The following is a 26,268-nucleotide window of genomic DNA, read 5'->3' as shown; positions in this document are numbered from 1 at the left end:
CATTAGCCGGACAAATAGCAAATCATCCGCGTTGATTTTTGGCTACCCATTGCGCATCCGGGAATAATCTCCATATGGGGCCCGTTACTGTGCGGGGACCGGTTTTCTGGCCTGGGCGGCGGCGGCTGATTTGCTGGCCCGCGCGACGGAACCGCTAACATCGAACTAGGTACATGCTGACAACGACTGCTGATATGCAATCCGCCGCATACCGGACGGCCAAGTCGACGGAAGCATATCGTCGCGCGGCCCGGCATTCCGCGCGCGTGCGGTTCCTCAAGATTGCGCTGCCGATCGCCGGCCTGGTGATTGCGCTGGTCTTTGCGGCCGTCTCGATCGTCAGCACCTACCTGCCAGAGGAACTCGAGGTCGAGAGCGCGACGATCGAGGACGGCAAGGTGGTGATGAAGAACCCCGCCATTTCCGGTCGCAACCGCGACGGCATCAGCTATTCGATGAAGGCCGACCGGGCACTTCAGGACATGAAAAATCCCGACATCATCCAGCTCGAGAACATCCGCGCCAAGATGCCTGTCAGCGACAAGCTGATCGCGCAGGTTGATGCGATCACCGGCATCTACGACCGCGGCCGCAACATCCTCGACATGACGGCGCCGTTCACGATCCGCCTGAACACCGGGCTCGAGGCCGCATTCCGCGACGCGCATCTCGACATCGATGGCGGCCGGATGTCGACCCAGCAACCCGTCACCATACAATCTAAGGAAGCTTCGATTGTTGCGCAGTCGCTGCGAATGACGGATAAAGGGCGGACCGTCGTCTTCGAGGGAGACGTCGTTGTCAATGTCGATCCCGCCGCTATCCGCAAAAGAGAGAAGTAGGGCCACGATGTCCGCATTTTCTGAACCCGCGCAAAGACATGCCATCCTCCCGCTTCTCGTCGCCGGCTTCGCGCTGGTTGCGACGGCCGCGGGGGCGCAGGAAACGCAGAGCCAGCTGAAGGGGCTTCAGCTGTCGAACGACAAGCCGATCCAGATCCAGAGCGACAAGCTGGAGATCCAGCAGCAGTCGAACACCGCCCGATTCAGCGGCAACGTCAAGGTCGTCCAGGGGACGACGACGCTGCAGGCCGGCAACATGGTCGTGCACTACACCGCCGAAGGCAGCGGCTCGATTTCCGGCGGCGACGCCGACATCGAGCGGATCGAGGTCGCCGAGAAGGTCCTGCTGCAGTCGGGCCAACAGCAGGCCACGGCCGACACCGGCACGTTCAACCTCGTCGACGAGGTGTTCGTGCTGAAGGGCGACAAGGTGGTGCTGTCGGAAGGCAAGAACGTGTTCGTCGGCTGCCAGCTGACCGTGCTGATGCGGACCGGCGAGGCCAAGCTCGACGCCTGCGGCGGCCGGGTCATGATCCAGCTCGACCCGAAGTCCCGCCGAACCACGAACTGACGTACGACCGTGTCGCTGATCTCCCTTTCCCGCATGACCCGTGCGAAGACGCCCGCGCCGGAGGTGCCGCGCAGCGTCGATGCCGCACGCTACGAAGGCACGCTGATCGCCCGCAACCTGACCAAGACCTATGGCGGCCGGCGGGTGGTCAACGGCGTATCGCTGGTCGTGCGCCGCGGCGAGGCCGTGGGCCTGCTCGGGCCGAACGGCGCCGGCAAGACCACCTGCTTCTACATGATTACCGGGCTGGTGCCGGTCGACGAGGGGACGATCGAGCTGAACGGCAACAACGTCACGACGATGCCGATGTATCGCCGCGCCCGGCTCGGGGTCGGCTACCTGCCGCAGGAGGCGTCGATCTTCCGCGGCCTGACGGTCGAACAGAACATCCGCGCCGTGCTCGAGGTGCACGACAGCGACCGCGCGCGGCGCGAGCGCAAGCTCGACAGCCTGCTTGCCGAATTTTCGATCTCGCACCTGCGCAAGTCGGCGGCAATTGCGCTCTCCGGCGGCGAGCGCCGGCGGCTCGAGATTGCCCGGGCGCTGGCGACCGACCCCACCTTCATGCTGCTGGACGAGCCTTTCGCCGGCGTCGATCCGATCTCCGTCTCCGACATCCAGGCGCTGGTCCGGCACCTGACCTCGCGCGGCATCGGCGTGCTGATCACCGACCACAATGTCCGCGAGACGCTGGGCCTGATCGATCGCGCCTACATCATCCACGCCGGCGAGGTGCTGACCCACGGCCGCGCCAACGACATCGTCGCCAATCCCGACGTGCGCCGCCTCTATCTCGGCGACAATTTCAGCCTCTAAGCCGCATCCGGCCGTCCTGCAGCGCGGCCACCGCCGGGCCGGCGACGAAAATCGCCACGGCGGGGCGCGCCCGCTTGACCAAACCCGACAAAAAAGCAATTTTTGGGCCAGTCTGAAAACGGAGCGGCAATGCGCAGCTTCCGCCCCGCCCTCATGCTGGCGCCGCACTGCGATCCCGGATGGGCCGCGCGCGGCACCAGGCACCGTAGCAACGATTGCGGCGTCGATGACGCGTCTCCCAGACGTGCGACGGCGCAAGGGAGTTCGAGCGCCCGTGGCACTAGCAGCCAGCCTTCATCTGCGGCAGAGCCAGTCTCTGGTGATGACGCCGCAACTGATGCAGTCGATCCAGTTGCTGCAGATGACGCACCTGGAACTGATCCAGTTCATCGGCAACGAGGTGGAGAAGAACCCGCTGCTGGAGGTCGTCGCGAGCGACGAGCCTGCCCGCGCCGACGACGGCCATCCGGCCGAGGCAGACTACTACTCTGTCAACGAGGATCGCCCGACGAACGACCAGGACACGGCAGAGGCGGCTTCCGGCGACCTCTACGATTCGGCGACCGCCGGCGCCGGCGAGATGGCCGAGCCGTTCGATTCCAGCCTCGAGAACGTCTTTCCCGACGATGCCGGTCCACGCGTCGCCGACGCCCCCGAATTGCTCGGCCAATGGAAGTCGATGCCCGGCGCCGGCGACGGCGAGGGCTACGACCTCGACGACTTCGTCGCCGGCCAGACGACGCTGCGCGACCACCTGACCGCCCAGGTGCCGTTCTCGCTCGCCGCGCCGGGCGACCGGCTCATCGCCGGTCATTTGATCGACCTGCTCGACGAGGCCGGATACCTGTCGACCCCTCTCGCCGAGACGGCGCTCAAGCTCGGCACGCCGCTTGCCGAGGTGCAGCGCGTGCTCGACACGCTGCAGCAGTTCGACCCGCCCGGCGTCTTCGCCCGCTCGCTGGCCGAGTGCCTGGCGATCCAGCTGCGCGCGTTCGACCGCTTCGATCCGGCCATGGCCGAGCTGGTCGGCAACCTCGAGCTCCTGGCCCGCCGCGACTTCGCCACGCTGAAGAAGCTGTGTGGCGTCGACGAGGAGGACCTGATCGACATGCTGGCGGAAATCCGCAAGCTGGACCCCAAGCCCGGCACACGGTTCCAGCCCGCCATCTCGGAGTCCGTCGTGCCCGACATCATCGTCAAAGCGGCCCCGGACGGAAGCTGGCTGATCGAACTCAATGCCGACACCCTGCCGCGGGTGCTGGTCAACAACGACTACTACGCTGCCGTGTCGCGCCGCACCGACCGGGCGAGCGAGGACCAGGCCTTCCTGAACGAGTGCCTGCAGAACGCCAACTGGCTGACCCGCAGTCTCGACCAGCGGGCTAGGACCATCACGAAGGTGGCGACCGAGATCGTCCGCCAGCAGGACGCCTTCCTGCTGCACGGCGTCGACCATCTGCGCCCGCTCAACCTGAAGACCGTCGCCGACGCCATCAAGATGCACGAATCAACCGTCAGCCGCGTCACCTCGAACAAGTATATGCTGACACCGCGGGGCCTGTTCGAGCTGAAGTACTTCTTCACCGTCTCGATCGGTGCGGCCGGGGGCGGCGACAGCCACTCGGCCGAGTCGGTGCGCCACCGCATCCGCACGCTGATCGCCCAGGAGACGCCCGAGGCGGTGCTGTCCGACGACGACATCGTCGACGTCCTGAAGAAGGGGGGCGTCGACATCGCACGGCGGACGATCGCGAAGTATCGCGAGGCGATGAACATTCCCTCCTCCGTCCAGCGCCGCCGCGAAAAGCGGGCGCTGGCCAAGGCCGCCGCGACTTGACCTCGAAAGAACGCTTTATTTCCTTACGCTTAACGAGCTGGTCCTGCATGTTTTCGGACCGACCGCATCCGCGCCGAGCACGCCGATCACCCTGCATGCCGGCGCTCCGATCCGGCTAGACGCGCGGCCCGCACGGGCCTGTCTCAGCCGCTTGACCTTGGACCAATTGCTGCCGCTCCGGCATCACTTCGACACATGGGCCTGTTGACTCCACCCTCGGGAAGGGCTAGATGCCCGCCGCAATTCCTTGGGGAAGGCTTGCCGACTTCTCTTGATATCCCCGTTTTCCCCGGCACAGTTCGCAAAGGGGCGCCGCTCGCGCGAAGTGCTTGGATGACGGGATCGGTTGGAATAGACTGTCACGCGCAAATCACAACGAGAGAGGCAACTCCATGAGTGTGCGTGTATCCGGCAAACATATGGAAATCGGCGATGCGTTTCGTCTGAAAATTGAAGATCAGATCGAAGGCGTGGTCGCCAAGTATTTCGATGGAGGGTATTCGAGCCAGGTCACCGTGGAAAAGTCCGGACCAAGGTTCAGCGCAGACTGCAAGGTCCACCTCGACACGGGCGCCGTCCTGCAAGCCAACGGAGAAGCCAACGACCCGATCATTGCCTTTGACGCGGCCTTTGAGCGGATCGAGAAGCGCCTCCGGCGCTACAAGCGCAAGCTGAAGGACTATCGCGGCGGGAATGGCCAGGCCTATGCGGAAGTCGCGTACACGGTCATGGACTCGGTTCCCGACGACGCGGATGAACTCCCGGCAGACTTTGCTCCGACCATTGTCGCGGAAAGCACGAAGAAGCTCCGGACCATGTCCGTCGCCAGCGCCGTGATGGCGCTCGACATGACGGACGAGCCGGTCTTCCTTTTTCGCAGCCCGGGGCTGGAGCAGATCAACATCGTCTATCGACGTAACGACGGAAATATTGGCTGGATAGATGCAGCCAGTATCAAAGGCTAAGGTGGCGGGGGGATGCGCCCAGGGGCTCGGCGCATCCCGCTTCAATCCTTTCACTGCGGCTCACGAGGACAGAAGCATGGCATTGGCAGGTTTGCTGCAGCAGAGTGCGATTATTCCGGCTATGAAGGCCAATTCAAAGAAGCAACTGCTTCAGGAACTGGCGATTAAAGCGGCAAAGGTCACCGGACTTCCGGAACGCGAGATTTTCGATGTGATCCTCCAGCGCGAGCGGCTTGGCTCGACGGGGGTCGGTAACGGGATCGCCATTCCGCATGGAAAACTGAAGGATCTGACCGAGATCACCGGCCTCTTCGCCCGACTTGAATCGCCGGTGGACTTCGAGGCCCTGGACGACCAGCCGGTCGATCTGGTCTTCCTGCTCCTCGCGCCCGAGGGCGCAGGCGCCGACCACCTCAAGGCGCTTTCGCGCATCGCCCGGGTGCTGCGCGATCCCGCCATGGTAGCGAAACTGCGCGCCTCGGACTCGGCCACGGCAATCTACGCCTGCCTGAGCGAGGAGCACGCGTCCAACGCCGCCTGAGGCGGCGGCAGCCAGCCGTCCGGCGAACGATCGCCGCGACCGCAGGTCTCGGCCTTTCGTGCCGCGGTTGGCGCCTGCCCCGCCGAATTGCCCTCGGTTCCGAAAGGGAACCCGGGCGCGCCGTCTGGCCCGGCGCGTTTCCCCCGTTTTCCGGATCTCCTCCGATTTCATTCGAAACGACGAGCCGACAGCCCGATAGGTTGCGCGACCTCGTTTGCGGGCGAGGCCCGCGCCGGGGGCTGCAGCGGATAAAAGCCGTCACCGGAAAACAGCCCATCTCCGCTATGCCGGACGCCGACCTCGCCCGCCGGCATCTGAAATCGACCACAGGCGCCAGCGCCCCTTCAGGCGGGAGCAAAAAACCCGGCGGCCGTTCGGCGCACCGGGTCAGGGCTTGACGGTTGGTTTCGCTCGGGTTCAGGCCTGCGGCTCGGCCTTGTCGCCGTTGGTCGAAGCCTTGGGGCCGCCCTTCGAGACGCCGACCATGGCCGGGCGCAGTACGCGGTCGCCGATCTTGTAGCCGTCCTGCACGACCTGGACGACGGTGCCGTTCGGGATTTCGGGATTGGGCACCTCGAACATCGCCTGGTGGAAGTTCGGATCGAACTTCTCGCCAACCGGCTCCAGCTTGCGAACGCCATGGCGCTCGAGCGCCGACAGCATGGCGCGTTCGGTCATCTCGACGCCTTCGATCAGCGCCAGCAGGCCGGCTTCGCCAGCCGACCTGGCTTCAGCCGGGATGGCATCGAGGCCGCGGCGCAGGTTGTCCGACACGGCCAGCATGTCGCGGGCGAAGCTGGCGACGGAATAGGTCTTTGCATCCTTGACGTCGCGTTCGGTGCGGCGGCGCAGGTTGTCCATCTCCGCCGCCAGGCGCAGGTACTTGTCGCGCAGGTCGGCGTTCTCGGCCTGCAGCAGCGCCAGCGGGTCGGCCTCGGCCTGCGGCTGGGCCTCGGTTTCGCTGCTGTCGGTCGACACAGCGGCGATCTCGGCCTCGTCGTTTGCGGCTTCGGGTCCGTGTTTGCTGGTATCGTCGGTCATGGGCTTCTCCGGATTGAGAGTCGCGCACATGCCGCAGGCTCTGCCGCCGGGCATGCACAGGTTGAACGGCCAGAGCGACCCGGCCCGTCCCGGCGGGCGGTGGGCGCTCTTGGTCGCTTCCCAGCCGTCCGCACGGCCTTGACGGTCAGCGGACGGGAGCGGGAGTTGAGGCGGATATCGAGCTTCGGGCCGAAAAAATCAAGGCTTGTTCGGCAAACGCGCTGAAATCAGGCCCGTCCGGGTCAGCGCGACAGCTGCGACATCAGTTGCGCGGTGTAGTCCACCATCGGCACGATCCGCGAATAGTTCAGCCGCGTCGGCCCGATCACCCCGACCGCGCCGACGATCCGATCGTCGCTGTCGCGGTAGGGGGCCACGATCAGTGACGAGCCGGACAGGGAAAACAGCTTGTTTTCCGAGCCGATGAAGATGCGTACGCCGGGGCCGGCCTCGGCAAGGCTCAAGAGCTCGATCAGGCTGTCCTTCTTCTCCAGGTCGTCGAACAGCATCCGCAACCGGTCGACGTCCTCCGCGCCGGCAAGCCCCTCCAGCAGGTTGGCACGGCCGCGCACGATCAGCCGGGTCGGCTTGGCCTCCTCGGTGCCGCCGGACCAGACCGCCAGCCCGCGCTCGACCAGATCCTGCGACAGCTGGTCGAGTTCGCGCCGCACCTCGCCGCGCAACCGCTCGATCTGCATCCGGGCCTCGTGGATGGTGCTGCCGCCGAGATGGGCGTTGAGGAAGTTCGCCGCTTCGGCCAGCTGCGAGCTGGTCGTCCCCGCCGGCAGGTCGATGATCCGGTTCTCGACCTGGTCGTGCTCGCCGACCAGCACCACCAATGCCTTGGTCGGCTCCAGCCGGATGAACTCGACATGCTTGAGCACAGCATCGCTCTTGCTGGTGATGACGAGGCCGGCGCCGCGCGACATGCCCGACAGCATCCGGCTGGCCTCATTCATCATCGCCTCGACGGTCTGGCCGTGCGTCGGCCGATGCACGTGGCGATCGATCGAGGCGCGGTCCTCCGCGGACAGATCGCCGACCTGCATGAAGGCGTCGACGAAGAAGCGCAGTCCGAGCTGGGTCGGCAGCCGGCCGGCGCTGACATGCGGCGAGTAGATCAGGCCCAGCGCCTCCAGGTCGCTCATGACGTTGCGCACCGAGGCGGGCGACAGCGACATCGGCAGGATACGCGACAGGTTGCGCGAGCCGAGCGGTTCGCCGTGATCGAGGTAGCCCTGGACGATCCGGCGGAAGATCTCGCCGGAGCGCTCGTCCAGCGCCTTGTGGATGTCTGTCTCTTGGGGGCTTCTCAACACCATGCCTGTCGGATGCTTTGCTGTCGTCGCAGGGCTTTCGTCGTCCTTTCCTGAATATAGTGAGGGCGCCGTGCGCCGCACAAGTGCAAATGCGGCGTGCCCAGGCGCCGGTCAGGCCGATCATTTCCCCGGCAATCGCGCCATTCGGCGATTTCCTCGCCCTTCGATCTCGTCTAGAACCGTCGCTGGCAATGGCAAGACACAGGAGTACGCGATGCGGCCGTCAGGCAGAAAGACCGACCAGATGCGCAAGGTTTCCTTCGCGCGCAATTTCTCCAAGCACGCGGAAGGCTCCTGCCTCGTCAAGTTCGGCGACACCCACGTGCTGTGCACGGCCAGCCTCGAGGAAAAGACGCCGCCATGGCTGCGTAACAGCGGCAAGGGCTGGGTGACGGCGGAGTACGGCATGCTGCCGCGCGCCACCGGCGAGCGCATGAAGCGCGAGGCCGCCGCCGGCAAGCAGGGCGGGCGCACCCAGGAGATCCAGCGGCTGATCGGCCGGTCGCTGCGCGCTGTCGTCGACCTGCCGGCGCTCGGCGAACGCCAAATTTCCATCGACTGCGACGTCATCCAGGCCGACGGCGGCACCCGCACGGCCGCGATCACCGGCGCCTGGATCGCGCTGCACGACTGCCTGAGGTGGATGGAGACGCGCGGCATGATCAAGGTCGAGAAGGTGCTGAAGGACCACGTCGCCGCGGTCTCCTGCGGCATCTTCGCCGGCCAGTCGGTGATCGACCTCGACTATCTCGAGGACTCGGCGGCAGAGACCGATGCCAACTTCGTCATCACCGGCGGCGGCGGCATCGTCGAGATCCAGGGCACGGCGGAGGGCAAGCCGTTCACCGAAGAGGAGTTCGCCAGCCTGATGGCGCTCGCCAAGGCCGGCATTGCCGAGTTGGTGGAACTGCAGAAGCAGGCGATCGCCTGACGCCGGGCGGCTTGCCCCCCGTTCACCCTTCGGGCACCCTTGCCGCAAGCGGAACGACGACGGGGGCAAGCGCATGGCCGAAACAAAAAAGGCGCCAGAGGGGGTGCTTGAGACCGCCCTCTATGCCGAGGATCTCGACGCGGCGGAGGCCTTCTACGGCGGCCTGCTCGGGCTGGAGCAGATCAGCCGCCACGCCGACCGGCACGTGTTCTACCGCTGCGGGCCCGGCGTGCTGCTGATCTTCAACCCCAAGGAGACCGTCGTGCCGCCGCCGCCGCAAGCGTTGCCGGTGCCGGTGCACGGCACCACCGGTGCGGGTCACGTCTGCTTCCGCGTTGCCGCCAGCGATCTTGATTTCTGGGCGGAAAAGCTGAAAGAAGCAGGCATCGCCATCGAGGCCGATTTTCGCTGGCCGACCGGAGCCCGCTCCATCTATTTCCGCGACCCCGCCGGAAACAGCCTCGAATGCGCCGAACCCGGCCTCTGGGGCCTGACCTGACAGGACACGACATGCGCAAGCTCGACACAAGGACGATCGTCGTCGCCAGCCACAACGCCGGCAAGATTCGCGAAATCCGCGACCTCGTCGGCCCGTTCGGCTTCGAGGCAAAGTCCGCCGCCGACCTCAACTTCGTCGAGCCGGACGAGACCGGCGCCAGCTTCGAGGAAAACGCGGCGATCAAGGCGCTCGCCTCGGCGAAAGCCGCCGGCCTGCCGGCGCTCTCCGACGATTCCGGGCTGGTGATCGACGCGCTCGGCGGCGCGCCCGGCGTCTACACCGCCAACTGGGCCGAACGCGACGACGGCAGCCGCGACTTCGCCATGGCGATGGAGAAGGTCGAGCGGGCGCTCGCCGAGAAGGGCGCGACCCTGCCGGCGGAGCGCTCCGCCCGCTTCGTCTCGGTCTTGTGCCTGGCCTGGCCCGACGGCCATACCGAGCTGTTCCGCGGCGAGGTCGAGGGTACGGTCGTCTGGCCGCCGCGCGGCAGCCAGGGCTTCGGCTACGACCCGGTGTTCCAGCCCGAAGGCTATGCCACGACCTTCGGCGAGATGAGTGCGGAGCAGAAGCACGGCTGGCGCCCCGGCGAAGCGGCGGCACTGTCGCACCGCGCCCGCGCCTTCAAGCGCTTCGTCGAAACGTGCCTGGAGGCCTGAGCCAGCGATGACGGCGGTGACCCCGTTCGCAGCGAAGCCGCCCATTGCCGGCGATCCCCTCGATCCCGGCTTCGGCGTCTATGTGCACTGGCCGTTTTGTGCCGCCAAATGCCCCTACTGCGACTTCAACAGCCATGTACGCCACCAGCCGGTCGACCAGGACCGGTTCGTGGCCGCTTTTCTGGCGGAGATGGCGACGATGCGGCGGCTGTCCGGCCCGCGCAGCGTCACCAGCATCTTTCTCGGCGGCGGCACGCCGTCGCTGATGCAGCCGTCAACCGTCGATGCCATCCTGTCCGGCATCGCCCGCCACTGGCACGTGCCCGACGGCATCGAGATCACCATGGAGGCGAACCCCTCCAGCGTCGAGGCGGAACGCTTCCGCGGCTACCGCGCGGCCGGCGTCAACCGTGTCTCGCTCGGGGTTCAGGCCCTGAACGACCGCGACCTGAGGTTTCTAGGGCGGCTGCACGACGTCGCCGATGCGCTGACGGCGATCCGGCTCGCGCGCGAGATCTTCCCGCGCATGTCCTTCGACCTGATCTATGCGCGGCCGAACCAGACGGTCGCCGAATGGGACGCCGAACTGCGCCAGGCGGTCTCCTACGCCGTCGACCATCTGTCGCTCTACCAGCTGACGATCGAGGAAGGCACGCCCTTCTTCGGCCTGCACAAGGCGGGCAAGCTGGTCGTGCCCGACGGCGAGCAGTCGGCGATCCTCTACGAGGCAACGCAGGAGATCACGGCGCGCGAGGGCCTGCCGGCCTACGAGGTCTCCAACCACGCCCGCCCTGGCGCCGAGAGCCGGCACAATCTCACCTACTGGCGCTACGGCGACTATGCCGGCATCGGCCCCGGCGCGCATGGCCGGCTGGCGACACAGGGCGCCCGGGTCGCGACCGCGACCGAGCGCCACCCCGAGACCTGGCTGAAGCTTGTGCAGGAAAACGGCCACGGCATGGTCGACCAGGAGGCGCTGGAACTGTCGGAGCAGGCTGACGAACTCCTGCTGATGGGCCTGCGCCTGACCGAGGGCGTCGACCTCGCCCGCTGGCAGGCGCTCGCCGGCCACGGTCCCGATCCCGCGCGCGAGCAGTTCCTCATCGACCACGGCTTCATCGAGAAGCTCGGCAATTCCCGCCTGCGCTGCACTCCCGCCGGAATGCTGATCCTCGACGCCGTGGTCGCCGATCTCGCCAGTTGATGGGTCAGTCTGTCTTGACCGCCGTCACATGCAACCACGTGGTCGCTCGCCCGTCATAGCCACCGCCCTGCGCCGCCTCGATCGTGACACGCCCCCATTTCTCCGTCGCATAGGTCTTTCGCAGCCAGGCGGACGTGGGGTAATTGTAGTGGCGACCGAGGCTATCCCGTCCCTCGCCCCTTCCGGCCTTGTAGCTCGCATAGAAGACCCCGCCCGGCCTAAGCGCGCGGAAAATTCGCGCCAGCACACCGCCGAGCGCGCCCGCGGCACATGGAGGAGGCTCGCATTGGCCCAGACGCCGTCAAAGGCAGATATCGCGGCCAGTTCCTGGAACCGAAGGACCGCGACCGCGCGCCCCAGCCGGCGCTCGGCCTCGCGCGCCATTTCCGGCACCCGTCGCTCGGCAGGAGATCGAAACCGCGGCCGAGCATGACCTCGCTGTCCCGGCCGCCGCCGCATCCAAGCTCGAGGATGCGGGCCCGTTCCGGCAAGCGCGCCAGAAAGGCATCCAGCCGCGCCGTGCCGGCCGGCTGCCCGCGCGCCGCATAGTCCGCCGCATTGTCGCGATAAAAGGCGAGCGTGGCTTCGTCGATGTCATCCATTGGCGGCCCCGGGAACGGCCGCGAACCTAACAGGGGTCGGCGCGCGGGAATAGGGCGCCGCGCCCGGCGGGCGAATCCGGCAGACAGCCGGAGTCGCAATCTCTCTTGGCGCGCCTAGCCGGCTACGCAACCGTGGAATAAAAAAGAGCCCGGGGCCTCGACCTCCCGGGCTCAAGGGCCGCACCCCCAGGCGTGCTCCTGCTATTCGTTGATGAGGCGCTTCAACAACTCGATCTCATGGCTGAGCTTGGTGTCGCCGGCGATCAGGTCCTCGATCTTGCGGACCGCGTGCAGCACGGTCGTGTGATCGCGCCCACCGAAGCGCCGGCCGATCTCCGGGAAGGAGCGCGGCGTCAGCGTCTTGGACAGATACATCGCGATCTGCCGCGGCATGACGACGACGCGCGTGCGGCGGCTGGAAACCAGCTCCTGGCGCGAGACGTTGTAATGTTTGGCGACAACCCGCTGGATGTCCTCGATGCGGACCCGGCGCGGCTCGCCGGCGCCGACCAGATGCGCGAGCAGCTCGTCGACGCGCTCTACGGTGAGCTGCGGCTCGAAGGTGCGACGGAAGAGCAACTGATTGAAGGCGCCCTCCAGCTCGCGGCCGCTCGCGGTGATGTTGCGGGCGACATGGCTGAGGATATCCGCCGGAATGTCGAGCGAGGCATCCTCCTGGCGGGCGACCTCGAGCCTACGCTTGAGAATCTCTAGGCGCATCTCGTAGTCCGGCCCTTCCATCTCGATCGCAACGCCGCCCTGCAGGCGCGAACGCACGCGCGGGTCGAGCGATTCCAGTTCCCACGGCGCCCGGTCGGCGGCAACGACGACCTGCTTGGCGGAGTCGAGCAGCATGTTCAGGAGGTGGCAGAACTCGTTCTGGATCGAGTTCCCCTGCAGGAACTGCATGTCGTCGATGATCAGCAGGTCGATGTTGCGCAGCGTTTCCTTCAACGACAGCGCGTCGTTGTCGCGGATCGCGGTGGCGAAGCGCCACATGAAGTACTCGGCCGTCAGGTAGACGACGCGCGGGCTGCGGGCGCTGGCAAGCGCCGCATTGGCGATCGCCTGCAGCAAGTGCGTCTTGCCGAGGCCGACGCTGGAGTGGATGAACAGCGGGTTGAAGCGCACCGCCCCCGCGCCGGCTTCTGCGATGGTCTTGGCGGCGGCGAGCGCGACGCGGTTGGAGGACCCCTCGACGAAGGTGTCGAAGGTGTAGCGCTGATCGAGCGGAGAACCGAACAATGGACCATGCGCCGGCTGGCGCTGCTGCGCCTGCGGTGCAACACTGGCGGCAACCTGGGCGATCGCCTGCGCGCCGGCCGCTCGGCGCGACTGGGCAGCCGGCGCGGCCTCGGCGGCGGTCGCCGTCTCTTCAGCACCCGGACGCACGCCGCGGGTCGCGGTGCGCACCAGGATCTCCACCTTCAGGATCTCCGCGTCCTCCTGCTGGAAGAGCGAGGTGATCAGGTCGAGATAGCGGTTGTTGATCCAGGATTTCAGGAAGGTCGTCGGCACCGACAGCCGCACGACGCTCTTGGAGTGGGAATGAAGCTTCAGCCGGGCGAACCAGCTCGCATAGACATCCTGGCCGACCTGCGCCTTCAGGCGTGCGCTCACCCGGTCGAAAAGGGCGTCATGCTTGGTCCCGTTTGTGTCCCCTGGCTTGTCGTTTCCTTCTGCGAGTCCTTTCAGTGCATTGTCCCCATTTCCAAATGCACCAACAGACGTGGCCGTATTTGCTTGCATTTTGCCGCCTTTCAAGTTCAGTCGACGCGCCGGCACGTCATGCCGGCACCGTGTCCACACCTCGACCGCACCCCGGAGCCATCGGCGTTGCGGACTCGGTTTTGCCGGTCGCCTCGCCCTCACTCCGAACGCGACCCGCACACTTCGGACTGACGTCCCGGCCACCGGCCGCGTCGCCTGCCCTCCCGACCACGCCGCCCCCTCGTATGGGTCATTCGCGTCGGGCATTCCCTCACCTGGCCCCTCGTCGGCGACCGTCCTCGCGGCCACACTGAACCTGGCTGATCGACGGCATACAGCCACCGTTCCGGCCCCCTGGATTGTGGCGGCCGGTCAGCTGCTTTCAGTGTCAGATAAGGCGGAGCTATGCACTCCGCTCCAGGGTCAAGACGTCTCACACCGGCCGATACGGCAGTGCTTGGCGTCTCTTTACGCTTGTGTGTGCGCCCCCTGTGGAAGGCATTTAGGCAGGATCAAACACCAAGATCAATGCCCAATTTTACGCAAAATTAAGTCGCAGCCGTTGACTCTTCTGGCGCAATTTGACTCGGCAAACACCCCCCCGAGAAGAATCCATTATGAATCAATGGCTTTCTTTTGCTAGCCGGCTTACAGAGGCCGGAAAGCAAAAAAAATAATTATTTTCTTGACTCGCACACTGTCGCAATTGCCCCCCCACGCGACGGCATCGCGTCGAACATTCTCGCACAAGTTTATGTTTTTTAACGATTTTTTCTGTCACCGCCCTGACATGTGACAGCATTGCGCGTTAACCATAACGGCAACAAAAAGGCAAAGAAAAAGCCCGGCGAAACCGCCGGGCTCAGTCAAATTTGCATAGCTTGCTGGCGTGGAATCAGGCCGACAGAGCCTTCACACGCTGCGCCAGGCGCGAGACCTTGCGCGATGCGGTGTTGGAATGCAGCACGCCCTTGGTGGCTGCGCGCATCAGTTCCGGCTGGGCTGCCTTCAGCGCGGCTGCGGCTGCGGCTGCATCGCCGGAGGCGAGCGCCTCCTCGACCTTGCGCACGAAGGTGCGAACGCGCGACCGGCGCGCCTTGTTGATGTCAGTGCGGCGAGCGATCTTGCGGGTCGCCTTCTTCGCCGAAGTCGTATTGGCCATGGATGCCTCTCTTCAGAAACCGGACACGAACTCCGCCTTCGCCGTGCCGGGTCACTGCGACCTGTCATCAAAGCAATTCGGGAGCAATCTCGGAAAACCTTGGAATGGGCTTTCCAAACTGTGGGGCGGCGTATAGCGGGAATTGGCAGGCGCGTCAACGCGCAAATTGAAGAAATAGCGCGCCGAAACCGGCCGCCAGCGATTCGAAATGCGGCGCCCGGCGCGATCGCGACGGACGCCGCCGGCTACCGCTGGCAGGCGGCACAGAAGAAGGTCGAGCGCCCGCCCTGGGCAAACCGGGCCACGGTGCCGACGCAGCCCGGCGTGCGACAGGCCTCCCCCTCCCGGTCGTAGACCGAAAACGAATGCTGGAAGTAGCCGAGCGAGCCGTCGGCGCGGATGTGATCGCGCAAGGTCGATCCGCCGGCCGCGATCGCCTCGGCGATCACCGCACGGATCGCCTCGGTCAGCGCCAGCAGCTCCTTGCGCGGCCGGCCGGTCGCCGTCACCAGCGCGCCCGCCGGTCGCTGCGGCGACAGCTGCGCCCGCCACAACGCCTCGCACACATAGATGTTGCCGAGTCCGGCGATGATCTTCTGGTCGAGCAGCGCCGCCTTCAGCGGCTGGGACCGGCCGCGCAGCCTTGCGGCCAGGTAGGCGGCGTCGAGCGCGTTTCCGGTCGGCTCCTCGCCGAGCGCGCGCAGGGAGGGGTGCGCGGCGAGGTCGTCGCGCCGGGCCAGGTCCATGAAGCCGAAGCGGCGCGGGTCGTTGTAGATGACGCGCCGCGGCCCGGCGGCGGTGTCGAGGTGCAGCACCACGTGGTCGTGGCGCTCGTCCTTGCCGCGCGGCAGATGAAAGGCGCCGGGGACCGCGCCCGCGCCGCCGTCGGCGACACGGAACGAGCCGGACATGCCGAGATGGGCAATGACGACATCGCCACCCTCGAGGTCGATCAGCAGGTACTTCGCCCGCCGTCCGAGCGCCAGCACCCGGCGCCCGGTCACCGTCTCGGCAAAGCGCTCGGGGAAGGGAAAGCGCAGGTCGGGTCGGCGCAATTCGGCGCGGGCGATCACCGCCCCTTCCATCACCGGCGCCAACCCGCGCCTGACCGTCTCCACCTCCGGCAGTTCCGGCATCATCCCCTCCATCTTCCGGATTTAACCGTGCGGCGCATTTGCCGCGCCCGTGCAATTCCCTATCGCCCATCTTTATCCTATATACCAGCGCGACGATGCCGCGGGCGAGGCGCAAGCCCGGCTGCGCGGCAACCGCAGCGCGAGCGGACCTGCCGGACCGCGGCGCAACAGCTGGAGACAGGCATGAGCGATCGGGAACGCACGTCGGCAGACGGCGGCATGGAGACCTCCTACGGCTTCCGCAGGGTGGCGGAGGGCGAGAAGCAGGCGCTCGTCAACGACGTCTTCCACAAGGTGGCCAAGCGCTACGACATCATGAACGACATCATGTCCGCCGGCCTGCACCGGGCCTGGAAAGACGCGATGGTCGCCGCGCTCAACCCGCGCCGGGACGCCGGGTACCGCGTGCTGGACGTCGCTGGCGGCACCGGCGACATCGCCTTCCGCATCGTCGAGGCCTCCGACCGGCTGGCGCACGCCACCGTGCTCGACATCAACGGCTCGATGCTGGCCGTCGGCGCCGACCGCGCCGCCAAGCGCGGGCTGTCGGACAAGCTCGACTTCGTCGAGGCCAATGCTGAAGAGCTGCCGTTCGCGGCGAGCAGCTTCGACGCCTACACGATCGCCTTCGGCATCCGCAACGTGCCGCGCATCGACGTCGCGCTGGCGGAGGCCCACCGGGTGCTCAGGCGCGGCGGCCGGCTCCTGGTGCTGGAGTTTTCCGAGGTCGAGATGCCGCTGCTCGACCGCTTCTACGACGCCTGGTCGTTCAAGGCGATCCCGCAGTTCGGCAAGATGGTCACCGGCGAGGCCGAACCGTACCAGTACCTGGTCGAGTCGATCCGCAAGTTCCCGAACCAGCAGGACTTCGCCGCGATGATCCGCGCCGCCGGCTTTGCCCGCGCCTCCTTCACCAACTACACCGGCGGCATCGCCGCGCTGCATTCCGGCTGGAAGCTGTGATGCGGTCGATCTCCCGGACGGCGCCCGCGCCGCAGCCCCGCCCGCACCGCGGCACCCATGGTGGCCGGGCATGACGACACCGTCGGCCTATCTCCGCCTCGCCCGCGTCGGCTGGGTGCTGGTGCGCGAAGGCGTCGTCTCGGCGCTGCCGGTGCAGGACATGCCGCCCTCGGCCCGCCTGCTCAGCAGGCTCGCCGGACTGCTGGCGCGCCGCCGCTCGGCCAAGGAAGGCCGCAGCGCCCGGCTGGCGCACGCGGTCGAGCGGCTCGGCCCGTCCTATGTCAAGATGGGCCAGTTCCTCGCCACCCGACCGGACGTCGTCGGCGTCGCCATCGCCGAGGACCTGTCGGCGCTGCAGGACCGGATGGCGACCTTCCCGATGGCGGCAGCCACCGCCAGCATCGCGGCCTCGCTCGGCCGCCCGGTGTCGGAGCTCTATGCCAGCCTCGGCGAGCCGATCGCGGCCGCCTCGATCGCCCAGGTGCACCCGGCCACCGTCCGCGATGCCGGCGGCGAGCGCCGCGTCGCCGTCAAGGTCATCCGCCCCGGGGTACGCCAGCGCTTCGCCCACGACATCCAGGCGATGTACGCCGCCTCCTACCTGCAGGAGCGCCTGCTGCCGCACACCCGCCGGCTCAAGCCGGTTGAGGTGACGCGCACGCTGGAGCAGACCACCAGGGTGGAGATGGACCTGCGGCTGGAGGCCGCCGCGCTGTCCGAACTCGGCGAGAACACGGCCGCCGATCCCGGCTTCCGCGTGCCGAAGGTGGACTGGGAGCGCACCGGTCGCGACGTGCTGACGATGGAATGGATCGACGGCGTGAAGATGTCGAGCATCGACGGCCTGCGCGCCGCCGGCCACGATCTCGACAGGCTCGCCGACACGCTGATCCAGTCGTTCCTGCGACACACGCTGCGCGACGGCTTCTTCCATGCAGACATGCATCAGGGCAACCTGTTCGTCGACCCGCAAGGGCACATCGTCGCCGTCGACATGGGCATCGTCGGCCGGCTCGGGCGCAAGGAGCGCCGCTTCCTCGCCGAGATCCTCTACGGCTTCATCACCCGCGACTACGAGCGCGTGGCGAGCGTGCACTTCGAGGCCGGCTACGTGCCCGCCCACCACGACGTCGCCAGCTTCGCGCAGGCGATCCGCGCCATCGGCGAGCCGATCCACGGCCAGCCCGCGGAGACGATCTCGATGGCGAAGCTGCTGACACTGCTGTTCGAGGTCACCGAACTGTTCGACATGGAAACGCGCACCGAGCTCGTCATGCTGCAGAAGACGATGGTGGTGGTCGAGGGCGTGGCGCGCACGCTCAACCCGCGCTTCAACATGTGGAAGGCGGCCGAGCCGGTCGTCGGCGGGTGGATCCGCGACAACCTCGGCCCGAAGCGCATTCTCGCCGACCTGCGCGAGGGCGCGCACGCCGCGCTGCGCCTGGCCGAGGCCGCGCCGGAAATCGCTGCCAAGACCGAACAGTTCTCGCGCGATCTCACCGCCATGGCCGAGCACGGCCTGCGCTTCGACGCGGCCACGGCCGAGGCGATCGGCCGGTCCGAGGCGCGGCACGGGCGCTCCGGCCGGATCGCGCTGTGGGTGATCGCCGCGACGCTTGTCTATATCGCCTGGGCGGTGACGTAGGCGGCGACCGCAGGCAGAGCACCCCGTCGCCGCCGGGCTTGCGGACCAGGAAGGCCGGCCACCCCGGCCCATTCCGGCGCGCTCGCTAAAATTTGCGCGGGCGGATTATCGATTTGGTCTTGGATTTTCGGCAGGCTGGCGGATCTGGACGTGGCCATCACCGCCGCGCCACAAATTCGGCCAATTGCGGCCGCCCCTTTCCGGCATGGGGCCGGAAACGGATGATTCGGAGGACCAGTCCATGCGCAAGATCGGCAATCTCACCCTTGCGACTTGCCTCGCCGCCACGCTTGCCGCCATGCCGGTCGGCATCGACCTCCAGGATCCCCTGCATCTAACCACGGCAGCCGCGCTCGCCAAGAATGGCAACGGCGGTGGGAACGGTGGCGGCAATGGCGGCGGCAATGGTGGCGGCAACGGCAACGGCGGCAAAGGGCGCAGCGAAGGCCACGCCTCGGCCGGGCATGGCAAGTCCGCCGCGGGGAAGACCGCGGCCGGCAAGGCGGGCGCCGGCACGACGTCCGATCCGATCGCCGCCGCCTTCGACAGGCTGTTCGGCAAGGACAGGGCGGCGGAGAAACGCGCTGCCAAGCCGACCGCGACGAAGGCCGCCAAGACCGCGAAGGCGGAGAAGCCTCTGAAGGTGGCCAAGCCGACGCCGAAGCCTGCCCGGACGGCGCTGGAGGTCGAGGAGCCGACGGCGGTGGTGGATGTGCCGGTGCTGGCGGAGAAGCCGACCCTTGCGGCAAAGCTCGGCGGGCTGAATTCGCTGAAACGCAACTACCATGCCTATCTCAACGCCCAGGACCCGCGCATGGTCGCGGTGCGCGCCTATGTGATGGCCTATGCGCAATACGAACTCGACAACGGCATAGATGCCGTGCCGACCGATCCGGCGCTCGGCGACGAGGCGCTGCGCGCCGCCCTTCTCGCCGCCGCCAACAAGAACCGCACCACCGCGCTTGGCGAGGAGGCCGTCGACCAGGAGGTGCTGGACTGGGCGAAGAACGTCCTTGGCGTCGGACCCGCCGTCGGCAAGATCGACCAGGTGCGCGACGTGCTGGCGAGCCGGCAGCCGGCCGGTGAGGAGGCCGACCCGGTACCCGGCGAGGAGACCGACCAGGTCTCCGGAGAGCAGCCGGACCCGGTGACGGACGACGAACAGGCAACCGGCGGGGAGAACGAGCCGTCGCCGGAGACGGAACTGCCGGCGGGGCAGGACAGCGAGCAGCTCGCCGCCGCCGAATAGAGGGGGCGTCGCTTGCCGGCGCTGCCGCGGTCAATCGCGCCGCTCGGCAGCCGGGCGGTGCAAGCGCCGGCTCCCCGGCGACTCATGCCACCTGCGGGCGCTCGGATTCCGGAACCCGCGCGATCACCTTGATCTCGAAATCGAACCCCGCGAGCCAGTTGACGCCGATCGCGGTCCAGTTGGGATAGGGCGCCGCGCTGAAGATCCGGTTCTTGACGGCCATGATGGTGCCGAACTGCGTTTCCGGATCGGTGTGGAACGTGGTGACGTCGACAATGTCGTCGAAGCCACACCCCGCCGCCGCCAGCGTCGCCGCCAGGTTGTCGAACGCGCGCTCGACCTGACGCTCGAACTGCGGCTCGGGTGTTCCGTCCGCGCGGCTGCCAACCTGACCGGAGACGAACAGAAGGTCGCCGGAGCGGATCGCCGCCGAATATCCGTGTGCCTCGTAGAGCGCGTGCCGGCTCGCCGGAAAGATGGCTTCAGGTTTCGTCATGGTCTAAGTCCTTGTTTCGGCCGTTTGCTGCTTCACAGTTCCGACCCGGATTGATATACATTACGTATGTCAACCTACAGAGATACGCTCCGTATATCAATTGACATACGCTTCGTATGCGATATCCGAGGAACCGATGCCGAGACCGCGCCGAGAGACGATGGAGGAAAACCGGGGCAAGCTGATCGCGGCCGCGCGCAAGGCCTTTGCCACGAAAGGCTTTGCCGGGGCGTCGATGGATGATCTGACGGCCGATGCCGGCCTGACGCGTGGCGCGCTCTACCACAATTTCGGCGACAAGCGCGGCCTGCTGGCCGCGGTCGTCGAGCAGATCGACGGCGAGATGGCCGCCCGCGCCAGAGCGGTCGGCGCGCGGGCCGACAGCGAGTGGGCGGGGCTGCTCGCCGAGGGCACGGCCTATATCGAAATGGCGCTCGATCCCGAGGTTCAGCGGATCGTCCTGCTCGACGGGCCGGCGGTGCTCGGCGACCCATCGACATGGCCGAGCCAGAACAGTTGTCTGGTTGCGACGAAACAGGCCGTGGAACGGTTGTTGGAGCGGAGCGTTCTGAAACCGGTCGATCCGGAGGCGGCTGCGCGGCTTCTCAACGGCGCCGCCCTCAACGCCGCGCTGTGGGTCGCCGCCAGCGACGACCGGGAAACCGTCCTGCCGAAGGCGATCGACGCCTTCAGGTCGATGGCCGACGGCCTGCTTGCCGTCTGAGGGGCACCGTCGTCGCTCCGGTGAAGGCGGACCGCCTTGCATGCGGCGCCCCTGATGCGGCCGTTACCCGGGCCGGACGCAGGCAGAAAGGGTCTCTCCCGCCCGGATACCGTCGCGAAACGAAAACGTGCGCCTTTGCTTACCGATCATCGACCCTGCCGGAAAGCATCCATGAGCCGCCGCAAGCAAAGACACGCTTACCGACCGTCAGATCGCCAGCCGCGGCGCGCGCACGACACCGCGCCGATCAAGCGGTGGGCTGGACCGCCGAGCGGTTGCGGCGCGCCGCGGCCTGGCATTGCGGCTCTGGTCCCGCCGTCAGCCACCGCGCGCGCTTCCGCGCCAGGCTACGGCGGAAACCGACACTCGGCGACAGCCCCTCGGCAGGTGGCTCCGTCTGCGTCATGCCGGGCAATGATGTGGCGATCCATATGTGCATGCGTGCCTGGGGTCGCGACGTCGATGCGTGACGGCTCTCACCGAGGCGACGGTCCGGCAGACCCTCTGCCAGGCGCGCCGGAGCCGCTTGACCCAAAAACGGCGCGGCATACATTGGCGCCATGGTTGAACGACAGGACACAGACGGGGTCGGACCGGTGATGGAGGCACTGCGCCGCCGTCTGCGCCGGCTCTATTTTGGCAGCGACCCGCACGCCTTCGCCTTTCAGTTCACCCTGATGATGGTCGACCTCGCCATCATCGCCTTCTTCCTGGTCGGGCCCTACCTGCGGGCGGGCCAGACCTACGAACTGGTCGACTACGTCATCGCCGTCATCATCGCGGCCGAACTCGGCGCACGGATGCTGGTGGCGCCTTCCCTGCGCTACTGGTTCGGCCGGCCGATGACCTGGGTCGACCTGTTCATCCTCGCGACGCTGCTGTTTCCCAACCAGCTGTCGAATTTCGCCTTTCTGCGGGCGCTGCGGATCTGGGCGATCAGCCAGAGCCGGCTGTTCACGCGGGTGCTGAAGCGGTTCGGATACACCGCTTACGAGGAGACGATCCAGGCCTGCGTCAACTTCCTGATCTTCCTCTTTCTTGTCACCGGCTTCGTCTACTCCAACTTCTTCTACGCCGAGGACGTCAGCGGCTTTGTCGATGCGCTGTACTTCACCGTCGCCACCGTCACCACCACCGGTTTTGGTGACATCACCCTCCCTGGCACGCTCGGCAAGCTGACCTCGATCGCCACCATGATCGTCGGCATCTCGCTGTTCGTGCGCCTGGCGCAGACGATCGTGCGGCCGCACAAGGTCAGCTTCCCCTGCCCGCAATGCGGCCTGCAACGACACGACGCCGACGCCATCCATTGCAAGGCCTGTGGCCACATCCTCAACATCCCCGACGAGGGGTCGTGATGCGGCGCTTGGAAAGTGGCGGTGGACAGGCTAGGAACCGAAAGCCCCGACGCGCTCGCGCGGGGGCGAACGCGAGCAGCGGGGACGGCTCATGGGCTTGAAGGACAAGCGCATTCTTCTGATCATCTCGGGCGGAATCGCCGCCTACAAGAGCCTGGACCTGATCCGGCGCCTGCGCGAGCGCGGCGCGGTGGTGGTGCCGGTGATGACGGCGGGTGCACAGCAGTTCGTCACGCCGCTTGCCGTCGGCGCGCTGGCCACGGGTCACGTCTACACCGACCTGTTCTCGCGCCAGGACGAACAGGACGTCGGCCACATCCGGCTGGCGCGCGACTGCGACCTCGTCGTCGTGGCGCCGGCGACCGCGGACCTGATGGCGAAGATGGCGCACGGCCTGGCCGACGACCTCGCCTCCACCGTGCTGCTGGCGACCGACTGCCCGGTGCTGGTCGCCCCGGCGATGAACCCCAAGATGTGGGCGCACCGGGCCACCCGTCGCAACGCCGCAACGCTGGAGAGCGACGGCATCCGCTTCGTCGGGCCGGGCGCCGGCGAGATGGCCGAAGGCGGCGAGGCCGGCACCGGGCGCATGGCGGAGCCGCTCGAAATCGTCGACGCGATCGAAGCGCTGCTCGACGGCGGGACGAAGCCGCTCGCCGGCCGGCGCGCGGTCGTGACCTCCGGCCCGACCCACGAACCGATCGACCCGGTGCGCTACATCGCCAATCGTTCCTCGGGCCGGCAGGGCCACGCGATCGCCGCGGCCCTGGCGCGGCTCGGCGCCGAGGTCACGCTCGTCTCCGGCCCGGTCGGGATCGCCGATCCTCCCGGCGTGCGGACCGTGCATGTCGAGCGCGCCGAGGAAATGCTCGAGGCGGTGATCGCCGCTCTGCCCGCCGACATCGCGGTGATGGTCGCCGCCGTCGCCGACTGGCGCATCGCGGCCGCCGCCGGCGAAAAAATCAAGAAGAAGCCGGGCGCTGCGCCGCCGCCGCTCGCGCTGGCCGAAAACCCCGACATATTGAAGACCATCGGCCACCACGCCCGGCGCCCGGCGCTCGTCGTCGGCTTCGCCGCCGAGACGCAAAACGTGGAGACAAATGCGCGTGAAAAGCTGGCGCGCAAAGGCGCCGACCTGATCGTCGCCAATGACGTCTCGCCCGCCACCGGCATCATGGGCGGCAGCCGCAACAGTGTAACCATCGTCGCCAAGGACAGCGTCGAGGCGTGGCCGGACCTGTCGAAGGAGGAGGTGGCGGCGCGGCTGGCGGCACTGGTGGCGGCGCGGCTGCCTAGCTGACGGCGCGTTCCGGACGGCGCAAGGCGCCACCGTTCGGGGCGAACAGGCGTACGTCGACCCCGTCCTCGCCGAGTACGACGGCGCTGCCGTCGGGGATCTCGACCCAGGCGTCGGTGTCGTCGTTGAGCGGCTCGGAGACGAGGCAGTAGCCCCCCTCGCCGCCCATTGGCGCGGCGTAGAGCGTCGGGGCGCGGTTATCGGTGGCATAGCGGACCGCGTAGAGCGTGCGGCCATCGGAGAACGCCGCAGTGAAGCGCACCAGCACCTGGCGATCCATGTGCCGCGCCAGCCGCTCGACGAAGGAAATCGTCTCGGCGATCGCGGCGAGCGGATCGTGCGCGAGACCGAACTGCATGGCAAGCAGGAACAGCAGCTCCGAATCCGTCGCTCCGGCGCGGGCGGCGTAGAACTCGTCCTCGAGCATCGTCTCCAGCGGCCGGCGCAGGTGTTCGAAATCGGCGATCTGACCGTTGTGCATAAAGGACCAGGTGCCGTGGACGAAGGGATGGCAGTTGTCGCGCCGGGTGCCGCCGCCGGTGGCGGCGCGGACATGGGCGAGGAACAGCGGCGAGCGGATCTGCCGGGCGATGCTCTTCAGGTTGCAGTCCGACCAGGCCGGCAGGATGTCGCGGTAACGCCCGGGCTCCGGTCGCTCGCCGTACCAGGCGATGCCGAAGCCGTCGCCGTTCGTCGCCGTCTTGGCGCGGGTCGCGCAGTGCGACTGCTCGATCAGCGAGTGCGCGGGCGAGGAGACGAGTTCATCGAGAAAGATCGGTTCACCGCGGTAGGCTGCCCAACGGCACATCGGCTAGACTCGCTTGGCTGTCGGCTGCAGGGCCGAAGGGGACGAATGCATGTGCTCGCCTCAGAATCATCGAAAAGGGGTAAAATTGCGTTAACGATGGTAAATGGCCGGAACTGCGGCCAGCGCACGGCCCTTGCGGTCGCGTCGGTTTCGTGAACAGTGCGTTTCGATCGTCCACAATTTCCCCACCCGGCTGAACAACCTATATTCGGCGGCAACAGAACCGTTGAAAGGACCTGCGCATGTCCATCCGCCCCGTCAAACACGAGAGCATCGCCCGACCCGCCATGGAAGGCGCCGGCGTCAAACTGCACCGCGTCTTCGGCTTCGGCGACCCGTCGATGACCGACCCCTTCCTGATGATGGACGATTTCCGCAACGACAACCCGGCCGACTATGTGCGAGGCTTCCCCTGGCACCCCCATCGCGGCATCGAGACGATCACCTATGTGCTCGCCGGCACCGTCGAGCACGGCGACAGCCTCGGTAACCGCGGCGTCATGGGCGCCGGCGACGTCCAGTGGATGACGGCCGGCAGCGGCATCCTGCACCAGGAAATGCCGCAGGGCGACTTCGCCGGGCGCATGCACGGCTTTCAGCTCTGGGCCAACCTGCCGTCGTCGCTGAAGATGACGGCGCCGCGCTACCAGGACATCAAGTCCGCCGACATCCCCGTCGTGGTCGACGACGACGGCACGGCCGTCCGCGTCATCAGCGGCGAATTCTGGGGCAAGGCGGGCCCGGTCGACGGGATTGCCGCCGAGCCGGTCTATCTCGACGTGTCGGTGCCGCCCGGCAAGAAGAAGACCATCCCGGTCGACACCTATCGGTCGGCCTTCGCTTACATATTCGCCGGATCCGGCACGTTCCGCGACGCCTCCAAACCCTTCGGCGTGAAGGTGGAGAAGGTATTCCAGGGCGAGGAACTGAATATCCGCGACCTCTCCGGCAACCGCACGCTGGTCGTGTTCGACACCGGCGACCACGTCACCGTGCAGGCCGGCGAGAACGGCATCCGCTTCCTGCTCGTCACCGGCAAGCCGATCCAGGAACCGGTCGCCTGGCACGGGCCGATCGTGATGAACACCCGCGAGGAACTGCAGCAGGCGATGCGCGAACTGCAGAACGGCACCTTCATCAGGCCGTCACACTGACGACCGGCGACAGGCGCCTGCCGGGTCGCGTCTGGACAATGGCGGGGGGACGGGTGTTTAATTAGAGAATTCTAATTTCCCCGACCCCGCAGGAGGACGTCATGGCGAACGTCAAATGGAAGATCGAGGGGCGCGAATTCATCCATTGCAACTGCGCCTATGGCTGCCCCTGCCAGTTCAACGCCCTCCCCACCCACGGCGATTGCCGCGCCATCGGCGCGGTCGACATTGAAAGCGGCTTCCACGGCGATACCAGGCTTGACGGACTGCGGATCGCGTTGATCGTCTCCTGGCCGGGCGCCATCCACGAGGGCCACGGCCAATGCGTGCCGATCGTCGACGAACGTGCGACGGAGGCGCAGCGCAACGCGCTGCTGCGCATCATGAGCGGCGAGGACACGGAGCCGGGCGCGACCTTCTTTGCCGTGTTCGCCACGACCTTCGACACGGTGCACGACCCGGTGTTCGCAAAGATCGACATCGACATCGACATCGACAAGCGCACGGCCCGGCTCGGCGTTCCCGGCTGGATCGACGCCCGCGGCGAACCGATCCGCAATCCGGTAACCGGCGACGAGCATAGCGCCCGCATCAATCTCCCCCACGGCTTCGAATATGATCAATGCGAGGTCGGCCGTGGCTGGGCGGAGACCAAAGGGCCGCTGGCGCTGTCGCTTGCCGACAGCCACGCCCATTTCTCCCGGATGCACATGACCGAGACCGGCGTCGTCCACTGACCGGC

At 67.0% G+C, this 26,268-nt stretch carries 25 protein-coding genes and 1 pseudogene; 18 read left to right on the top strand and 8 right to left on the bottom strand.

The features are described 5' to 3' along the window. Positions 1 to 173 precede the first annotated feature (173 nt). From lptC to ptsN, 6 genes are all read left to right on the top strand, one after another. The gene (lptC, locus tag ACXAGF_RS01695) at positions 174 to 842 is read left to right on the top strand and encodes an LPS export ABC transporter periplasmic protein LptC (RefSeq protein ID WP_475014005.1); all 669 of its coding nucleotides are present in this window, start codon (positions 174 to 176) and stop codon (positions 840 to 842) included. Between the two features lie 7 nt (positions 843 to 849). After that, positions 850 to 1,413 (top strand): LptA/OstA family protein, encoded by a 564-nt coding sequence (locus tag ACXAGF_RS01690; RefSeq protein WP_475014004.1) that lies wholly within the window; start codon positions 850 to 852, stop codon positions 1,411 to 1,413. Between the two features lie 33 nt (positions 1,414 to 1,446). Then, positions 1,447 to 2,229: an LPS export ABC transporter ATP-binding protein gene (lptB, locus tag ACXAGF_RS01685; protein WP_475019188.1), complete on the top strand. Its 783-nt coding sequence runs from the start codon at positions 1,447 to 1,449 to the stop codon at positions 2,227 to 2,229. Positions 2,230 to 2,503: 274 nt separating this feature from the next. Beyond that, positions 2,504 to 4,066 carry an RNA polymerase factor sigma-54 gene (rpoN, locus tag ACXAGF_RS01680; protein WP_475014002.1) on the top strand — a complete coding sequence of 521 codons (1,563 nt, stop codon included), beginning with the start codon at positions 2,504 to 2,506 and terminating at the stop codon, positions 4,064 to 4,066. 392 nt (positions 4,067 to 4,458) lie between these two features. Next, positions 4,459 to 5,031 carry a ribosome hibernation-promoting factor, HPF/YfiA family gene (gene hpf, locus ACXAGF_RS01675; RefSeq protein ID WP_475014000.1) on the top strand — a complete coding sequence of 191 codons (573 nt, stop codon included), beginning with the start codon at positions 4,459 to 4,461 and terminating at the stop codon, positions 5,029 to 5,031. Positions 5,032 to 5,107: 76 nt separating this feature from the next. After that, positions 5,108 to 5,572, top strand: a complete 465-nt coding sequence (ptsN, locus tag ACXAGF_RS01670) for a PTS IIA-like nitrogen regulatory protein PtsN (protein ID WP_475013998.1) — start codon at positions 5,108 to 5,110, stop codon at positions 5,570 to 5,572. Between the two features lie 417 nt (positions 5,573 to 5,989). On the opposite strand, the gene grpE is transcribed toward ptsN, so the two are convergent. Beyond that, a complete protein-coding gene (gene grpE, locus ACXAGF_RS01665; RefSeq protein WP_475013997.1) occupies positions 5,990 to 6,613 on the bottom strand; it encodes a nucleotide exchange factor GrpE in 624 nt (207 codons plus the stop codon). Between the two features lie 242 nt (positions 6,614 to 6,855). Beyond that, complete coding sequence (hrcA, locus tag ACXAGF_RS01660; protein ID WP_475013996.1) at positions 6,856 to 7,935, bottom strand: heat-inducible transcriptional repressor HrcA; 1,080 nt, start codon at positions 7,933 to 7,935, stop codon at positions 6,856 to 6,858. A gap of 211 nt (positions 7,936 to 8,146) precedes the next feature. Between hrcA and rph the strand changes: the two genes are divergently transcribed. The 4 genes from rph (at position 8,147) to hemW (ending at position 11,222) form a co-directional block, all read left to right on the top strand. Further along, the gene (rph, locus tag ACXAGF_RS01655) at positions 8,147 to 8,863 is read left to right on the top strand and encodes a ribonuclease PH (protein ID WP_475013994.1); all 717 of its coding nucleotides are present in this window, start codon (positions 8,147 to 8,149) and stop codon (positions 8,861 to 8,863) included. A gap of 73 nt (positions 8,864 to 8,936) precedes the next feature. Then, entirely contained in the window at positions 8,937 to 9,362 is a 426-nt protein-coding gene (locus ACXAGF_RS01650) for a VOC family protein (protein ID WP_475013992.1), read from the top strand. An 11-nt stretch (positions 9,363 to 9,373) separates the two neighbouring features. Further along, the gene (gene rdgB, locus ACXAGF_RS01645) at positions 9,374 to 10,018 is read left to right on the top strand and encodes an RdgB/HAM1 family non-canonical purine NTP pyrophosphatase (RefSeq protein ID WP_475013990.1); all 645 of its coding nucleotides are present in this window, start codon (positions 9,374 to 9,376) and stop codon (positions 10,016 to 10,018) included. A gap of 7 nt (positions 10,019 to 10,025) precedes the next feature. Then, positions 10,026 to 11,222, top strand: coding sequence for a radical SAM family heme chaperone HemW (gene hemW, locus ACXAGF_RS01640; protein WP_475013988.1), 1,197 nt, complete (start codon positions 10,026 to 10,028; stop codon positions 11,220 to 11,222). A gap of 4 nt (positions 11,223 to 11,226) precedes the next feature. Here the strand turns inward: hemW and ACXAGF_RS01635 are convergent. The 4 genes and pseudogenes from ACXAGF_RS01635 to mutM form a co-directional block, all read right to left on the bottom strand. Further along, positions 11,227 to 11,824, bottom strand: a pseudogene (locus ACXAGF_RS01635) (class I SAM-dependent methyltransferase). A 201-nt stretch (positions 11,825 to 12,025) separates the two neighbouring features. Then, entirely contained in the window at positions 12,026 to 13,573 is a 1,548-nt protein-coding gene (gene dnaA / locus ACXAGF_RS01630) for a chromosomal replication initiator protein DnaA (protein WP_475013987.1), read from the bottom strand. An 856-nt stretch (positions 13,574 to 14,429) separates the two neighbouring features. Then, the gene (gene rpsT / locus ACXAGF_RS01625; protein ID WP_475013985.1) at positions 14,430 to 14,696 is read right to left on the bottom strand and encodes a 30S ribosomal protein S20; all 267 of its coding nucleotides are present in this window, start codon (positions 14,694 to 14,696) and stop codon (positions 14,430 to 14,432) included. A gap of 245 nt (positions 14,697 to 14,941) precedes the next feature. After that, positions 14,942 to 15,832, bottom strand: coding sequence for a bifunctional DNA-formamidopyrimidine glycosylase/DNA-(apurinic or apyrimidinic site) lyase (gene mutM, locus ACXAGF_RS01620; protein WP_475013983.1), 891 nt, complete (start codon positions 15,830 to 15,832; stop codon positions 14,942 to 14,944). Positions 15,833 to 16,015: 183 nt separating this feature from the next. Between mutM and ubiE the strand changes: the two genes are divergently transcribed. The 3 genes from ubiE to ACXAGF_RS01605 all read left to right on the top strand — a co-directional run bounded on the left by ubiE (position 16,016) and on the right by ACXAGF_RS01605 (position 19,689). Beyond that, positions 16,016 to 16,795 (top strand): bifunctional demethylmenaquinone methyltransferase/2-methoxy-6-polyprenyl-1,4-benzoquinol methylase UbiE, encoded by a 780-nt coding sequence (gene ubiE / locus ACXAGF_RS01615; RefSeq protein ID WP_475013981.1) that lies wholly within the window; start codon positions 16,016 to 16,018, stop codon positions 16,793 to 16,795. A 70-nt stretch (positions 16,796 to 16,865) separates the two neighbouring features. Continuing rightward, the gene (ubiB, locus tag ACXAGF_RS01610; protein ID WP_475013980.1) at positions 16,866 to 18,440 is read left to right on the top strand and encodes a 2-polyprenylphenol 6-hydroxylase; all 1,575 of its coding nucleotides are present in this window, start codon (positions 16,866 to 16,868) and stop codon (positions 18,438 to 18,440) included. A gap of 241 nt (positions 18,441 to 18,681) precedes the next feature. Then, complete coding sequence (locus ACXAGF_RS01605) at positions 18,682 to 19,689, top strand: hypothetical protein (protein ID WP_475013979.1); 1,008 nt, start codon at positions 18,682 to 18,684, stop codon at positions 19,687 to 19,689. Between the two features lie 82 nt (positions 19,690 to 19,771). Here the strand turns inward: ACXAGF_RS01605 and ACXAGF_RS01600 are convergent, their stop codons facing one another. Further along, positions 19,772 to 20,185, bottom strand: a complete 414-nt coding sequence (locus ACXAGF_RS01600; protein ID WP_475013977.1) for a RidA family protein — start codon at positions 20,183 to 20,185, stop codon at positions 19,772 to 19,774. Positions 20,186 to 20,321: 136 nt separating this feature from the next. Here ACXAGF_RS01600 and ACXAGF_RS01595 point away from each other — a divergent pair, with 136 nt between their 5' ends. The 3 genes from ACXAGF_RS01595 (at position 20,322) to coaBC (ending at position 23,567) form a co-directional block, all read left to right on the top strand. Beyond that, positions 20,322 to 20,909 carry a TetR/AcrR family transcriptional regulator gene (locus ACXAGF_RS01595; RefSeq protein WP_475013976.1) on the top strand — a complete coding sequence of 196 codons (588 nt, stop codon included), beginning with the start codon at positions 20,322 to 20,324 and terminating at the stop codon, positions 20,907 to 20,909. Between the two features lie 560 nt (positions 20,910 to 21,469). Beyond that, positions 21,470 to 22,267 carry a potassium channel family protein gene (locus ACXAGF_RS01590; protein WP_475013974.1) on the top strand — a complete coding sequence of 266 codons (798 nt, stop codon included), beginning with the start codon at positions 21,470 to 21,472 and terminating at the stop codon, positions 22,265 to 22,267. A 91-nt stretch (positions 22,268 to 22,358) separates the two neighbouring features. Then, complete coding sequence (gene coaBC / locus ACXAGF_RS01585) at positions 22,359 to 23,567, top strand: bifunctional phosphopantothenoylcysteine decarboxylase/phosphopantothenate--cysteine ligase CoaBC (RefSeq protein ID WP_475013973.1); 1,209 nt, start codon at positions 22,359 to 22,361, stop codon at positions 23,565 to 23,567. Here coaBC and ACXAGF_RS01580 read toward each other — a convergent pair. Continuing rightward, positions 23,560 to 24,372 carry a class II glutamine amidotransferase gene (locus ACXAGF_RS01580; RefSeq protein WP_475013971.1) on the bottom strand — a complete coding sequence of 271 codons (813 nt, stop codon included), beginning with the start codon at positions 24,370 to 24,372 and terminating at the stop codon, positions 23,560 to 23,562. The genes coaBC and ACXAGF_RS01580 overlap by 8 nt on opposite strands. Before the next feature lie 242 nt (positions 24,373 to 24,614). Here ACXAGF_RS01580 and ACXAGF_RS01575 point away from each other — a divergent pair, with 242 nt between their 5' ends. After that, positions 24,615 to 25,526 carry a pirin family protein gene (locus ACXAGF_RS01575; RefSeq protein ID WP_475013970.1) on the top strand — a complete coding sequence of 304 codons (912 nt, stop codon included), beginning with the start codon at positions 24,615 to 24,617 and terminating at the stop codon, positions 25,524 to 25,526. 101 nt (positions 25,527 to 25,627) lie between these two features. Beyond that, positions 25,628 to 26,263: a DUF1326 domain-containing protein gene (locus ACXAGF_RS01570; RefSeq protein WP_475013968.1), complete on the top strand. Its 636-nt coding sequence runs from the start codon at positions 25,628 to 25,630 to the stop codon at positions 26,261 to 26,263. Positions 26,264 to 26,268: the final 5 nt, after the last annotated feature.

The sequence above is a fragment of the Mycoplana sp. ABR4_002 genome (assembly GCF_056159645.1).
Note: the sequence above shows the minus strand (reverse complement) of the source record. Positions and strands in the feature narration are given on the sequence as shown.

Bases quoted from the DNA above. Each gene is read 5' to 3' on its own strand.
- ACXAGF_RS01575 (WP_475013970.1), top strand. From the start codon at position 24,615: ATGTCCATCCGCCCCGTCAAACACGAGAGCATCGCCCGACCCGCCATG.
- ACXAGF_RS01600 (WP_475013977.1), bottom strand. From the start codon at position 20,185: ATGACGAAACCTGAAGCCATCTTTCCGGCGAGCCGGCACGCGCTCTAC.
- rdgB (WP_475013990.1), top strand. From the start codon at position 9,374: ATGCGCAAGCTCGACACAAGGACGATCGTCGTCGCCAGCCACAACGCC.
- hemW (WP_475013988.1), top strand. From the start codon at position 10,026: ATGACGGCGGTGACCCCGTTCGCAGCGAAGCCGCCCATTGCCGGCGAT.
- ACXAGF_RS01590 (WP_475013974.1), top strand. From the start codon at position 21,470: ATGGTTGAACGACAGGACACAGACGGGGTCGGACCGGTGATGGAGGCA.
- ACXAGF_RS01650 (WP_475013992.1), top strand. From the start codon at position 8,937: ATGGCCGAAACAAAAAAGGCGCCAGAGGGGGTGCTTGAGACCGCCCTC.
- ACXAGF_RS01570 (WP_475013968.1), top strand. From the start codon at position 25,628: ATGGCGAACGTCAAATGGAAGATCGAGGGGCGCGAATTCATCCATTGC.
- ACXAGF_RS01580 (WP_475013971.1), bottom strand. From the start codon at position 24,372: ATGTGCCGTTGGGCAGCCTACCGCGGTGAACCGATCTTTCTCGATGAA.
- mutM (WP_475013983.1), bottom strand. From the start codon at position 15,832: ATGCCGGAACTGCCGGAGGTGGAGACGGTCAGGCGCGGGTTGGCGCCG.
- ubiB (WP_475013980.1), top strand. From the start codon at position 16,866: ATGACGACACCGTCGGCCTATCTCCGCCTCGCCCGCGTCGGCTGGGTG.
- ACXAGF_RS01690 (WP_475014004.1), top strand. From the start codon at position 850: ATGTCCGCATTTTCTGAACCCGCGCAAAGACATGCCATCCTCCCGCTT.
- ptsN (WP_475013998.1), top strand. From the start codon at position 5,108: ATGGCATTGGCAGGTTTGCTGCAGCAGAGTGCGATTATTCCGGCTATG.
- rpsT (WP_475013985.1), bottom strand. From the start codon at position 14,696: ATGGCCAATACGACTTCGGCGAAGAAGGCGACCCGCAAGATCGCTCGC.
- rph (WP_475013994.1), top strand. From the start codon at position 8,147: ATGCGGCCGTCAGGCAGAAAGACCGACCAGATGCGCAAGGTTTCCTTC.
- ACXAGF_RS01605 (WP_475013979.1), top strand. From the start codon at position 18,682: ATGCGCAAGATCGGCAATCTCACCCTTGCGACTTGCCTCGCCGCCACG.
- hrcA (WP_475013996.1), bottom strand. From the start codon at position 7,935: ATGGTGTTGAGAAGCCCCCAAGAGACAGACATCCACAAGGCGCTGGAC.
- hpf (WP_475014000.1), top strand. From the start codon at position 4,459: ATGAGTGTGCGTGTATCCGGCAAACATATGGAAATCGGCGATGCGTTT.
- lptC (WP_475014005.1), top strand. From the start codon at position 174: ATGCTGACAACGACTGCTGATATGCAATCCGCCGCATACCGGACGGCC.
- dnaA (WP_475013987.1), bottom strand. From the start codon at position 13,573: ATGCAAGCAAATACGGCCACGTCTGTTGGTGCATTTGGAAATGGGGAC.
- coaBC (WP_475013973.1), top strand. From the start codon at position 22,359: ATGGGCTTGAAGGACAAGCGCATTCTTCTGATCATCTCGGGCGGAATC.
- grpE (WP_475013997.1), bottom strand. From the start codon at position 6,613: ATGACCGACGATACCAGCAAACACGGACCCGAAGCCGCAAACGACGAG.
- lptB (WP_475019188.1), top strand. From the start codon at position 1,447: ATGACCCGTGCGAAGACGCCCGCGCCGGAGGTGCCGCGCAGCGTCGAT.
- ACXAGF_RS01595 (WP_475013976.1), top strand. From the start codon at position 20,322: ATGCCGAGACCGCGCCGAGAGACGATGGAGGAAAACCGGGGCAAGCTG.
- ubiE (WP_475013981.1), top strand. From the start codon at position 16,016: ATGAGCGATCGGGAACGCACGTCGGCAGACGGCGGCATGGAGACCTCC.